This window comes from Nocardioides sp., assembly GCF_024509035.1.
In the GTDB taxonomy this organism is placed as follows: Bacteria; Actinomycetota; Actinomycetes; order Propionibacteriales; family Nocardioidaceae; genus Nocardioides.
On the sequence record NZ_JANINT010000264.1, the window covers coordinates 1 to 2,810 of the forward strand.

3 protein-coding genes are annotated in these 2,810 nt (G+C 75.0%); all 3 read right to left on the reverse strand.

Annotation, left to right across the window (positions count from 1 at the left end; translation table 11 throughout):
• Nucleotides 1-481 (reverse strand): DUF222 domain-containing protein (locus Q0L15_RS18150; RefSeq protein WP_296605857.1); only part of this gene is annotated, 481 nt, incomplete at its 3' end.
• A gap of 206 nt (nucleotides 482-687) precedes the next feature.
• On the reverse strand, nucleotides 688-2,544 hold the full coding sequence (locus Q0L15_RS18155) for a hypothetical protein (protein ID WP_296605858.1): 1,857 nt from the start codon (nucleotides 2,542-2,544) through the stop codon (nucleotides 688-690).
• Between the two features lie 111 nt (nucleotides 2,545-2,655).
• The coding region (locus Q0L15_RS18160) for a D-aminoacyl-tRNA deacylase (RefSeq protein ID WP_296605859.1) at nucleotides 2,656-2,810 on the reverse strand (155 nt) is incomplete at its 5' end.

A 2,810-nucleotide genomic window follows, 5' to 3' on the forward strand; every position in this document is an offset into this window, starting at 1 on the left:
GGATGCGGCGGCCGAGGCGGGCCAGCTGTCGCGGGCCGTAGTCGGCGGCGTGGCCGACCAGCACCTCCTCGGCGCGGGTCAGCACGTCGGCGGGCACCTCGCGCGGCAGCTCGCCGAGCACCCCGGCGATCACCTGGGCCTGGGCCCGCGAGCAGGCGCCGTCGCGCAGCGCCCGGGCGAGCACACTCCATCGCCGGTCGAGGGCAGTGCCGAGCGCGAGGTCGGCGCGCGCGTCCTCGAGGCGCACGTGCGCGCGGGCGGCCAGCCACTCCGCGGGGTCGTGGGCGGCGCTGCGCTCGGCCAGGTCCCCGGCCTCGGCGAGGATGCGCATCGTCAGCTCCGAGAGCCGCGCGTCGAGGCGGGTGAGCTCGTCGAGGGCGGCCGCCTTGTCCTCGGGCGACATGAACGTCGGGTTGACGTCGGCGACCGACTTCAGCGCGACGTCGATCGCGCCGGCGGCGTCGAGCACCGGATGGGTCAACGCACACACCTCCCGAGCACTGCTGGCGACCCCATATGTCTGATCGGGTTCGCCGCTCCTGGAGGCCCGTACTGCGGCTATTACTCACCCTCGCGGCTGGCACTCCCACCGGGCGCACAAGGCCTTCGGAGAAGGTCGGCGTGGTGACGAAGTGCGTGCGCCGAGTCTAGCGCGGCGGTCTAGTCCACGTCAACCCCATCCCCACATCAGGGCACCGGCCGCACCGCCAGTCGCCGGCTCGTCGAGGGGATGAAGTACGCCGCCGCGCGGTCGCCCGGTCCGACGACCACCTGCGGCGCGACGCCGTCGGCGAACCGTGCCGCCAGGCCGACGTGCCGTGGCCGTCCGCTGGCCAGCGGCACGTCCGCGACCAGCAGCCCGTTGGTGCCGGCGCAGTCGAACAGCAACCCCTGACGAGTCGAGCAGGGCGCGGCCGTCGGCTTCACCGACCACGCCAGGTGTGCGGTCGTCCCGGACCGCGAGAGCGCCATGGCCGCGCCGTACGCCGGGTAGCGGGTGTCGACGTCGCGGCCGCCGATCAGCAGGTGCAGCCGGCCCTTGCTGGAGTAGGTCACCACGGGCTTGCCGCCGCGGGCGAGCGCCACGTCGAACGCCGCGGCGTCAACCCGCGCGGCCGTGTGCACCTCGCGGAGCGGGCCCGCGACCGGGCCGGTGTAGACGGCGAGCTTGCCGAGGCCGGCCGTGGCGACCACCACCCGACCGCCGGTGCTCGCGACGCGCACCGCCTCGACACCGCGCACCGGCAGCCGGATCCCGCGGCCGAGCCGGTAGGCGCCGTCCTCGCGGACCGCGGGCCAGTACACCGCCCGCACGTCGGTGTGCAGTGGCGCGGCGTCGGTGACCACCAGCGCCAGCCGGCCGGCGGTGTCGACAGCCGCGTCGAGGTGGTCGAGGCCCGACTCCGACCACAGGATCGGCTGCGCCGGCCCGCCCGCCCGCAGCGTCGCGTAGACCGCCTGGCACGGCACCAGCAGCCCGTTGTCTAACGTGACGTCGAGGTGCTCGCTCCAGGCCAGCGCCTGGGTGGAGCCGGTGAGGGAGTACGCCGCGGCGCGGGTCGCGCTGCTGTAGTACGCGCCCCGGCCGCTCGCCAGGCGCTCGACGAGGTTGTCGGTCAGCGAGGTGACCAGCGCGCCGCGCAGGTGGTTGCCACCGTCCTTGGCCAGGTCGAAGCCGACGAGGGACTTCGGCGGTCGGGTCGCGCGCGGCACCCGCCACCCCTGGGCGGCGATGCCTGAGGGGCAGTCGGTGACCGGCGCGCCGGGCTCGTCCGGAGGGATGCTCGGGTCGCCCGGATCAGTCCCGGGGTCGGTCGGCGTGCTCGTGGGTGAGCTGCTGGGCGTCGAGGTCGGCGTCGCCGTCGCGGTGGGCGTCGTGGTGGGAGTGGGTGTGCTCGTCGTCGGCGTCGCGCTCGGCGTGCTGAGGCTGCCCACCCCCAGGTCGACCTGCAGCCGCCAGCTCACCGTGGCGATCCCGCAGCCCGACAGTGCGCCGGTGGAGGAGTCCATCGAGCACTCCTCCTCGGAGTACGACGTCGAGGCGGTGCCGATGACCGGCAGGGGAGTGGCGGAGTCGTTGACGATGCCGAGCCGGTCGCCGGCCCGGAACGGCAGTGTCGCTGGGGCGCCGGTGCTGTCGACGAACCCGACCTCGTAGACCCCGGCGGCGGCCGCCAGCTCGATGCCCTGCACCAGCGTCACGACCTTCCCGCCCCGGATGAGGGCGAGGCTGGCCGAGACCGGCGTGCTGGTGGCGTACTTGCCGATCCGGGTGCGGCTCGCCTCGCCGGTGACGGCGAGGGCCGGCTGGTCGGCGATGCCGATGGCGTGGGGGGTGATGCTGCCGGCGTACGTCCCGAGCGTGGCGCCCGGCCCGTGCCAGCTCACGTCACGTGCCGCCACCCGGCTCGCGGCGGCCGCGTGCAGGGACGGGCTGCTGCCCGACGTGGTGCCGCCGACGGCGGCGCCGACGCCGACCAGGGCGACCGCGGCCCCGGTGAGCGATGCCAGAGCGGCGACGAGCGCGCGACGACCAGCGGACATGGTTCCTCCCCGTGACGATGAGCTGCCGCGTCCCGAGCCGTGGGCGCCAGGATCACGCCGGCGTGGGCGCCCTGTCCCGGTTTTCGACGGATTTCTCCGTGACTAAACGGCCTACCGCTCGAGGATCAGCGTGACCGGCCCGTCGTTGACCGACTCGACCCGCATGTCGGCGCCGAACACCCCGCGCGCCACCCGGGCTCCCAGCTGCTCCAGCTCGGCACACACGGCGTCGTACGCCGGCTCGCTGACCGGTCCGGGCGCCGCGG

Excerpts from the sequence above, each read along its gene's own strand:
- Q0L15_RS18155 (WP_296605858.1), bottom strand. The coding sequence starts at position 2,544 with ATGTCCGCTGGTCGTCGCGCGCTCGTCGCCGCTCTGGCATCGCTCACC.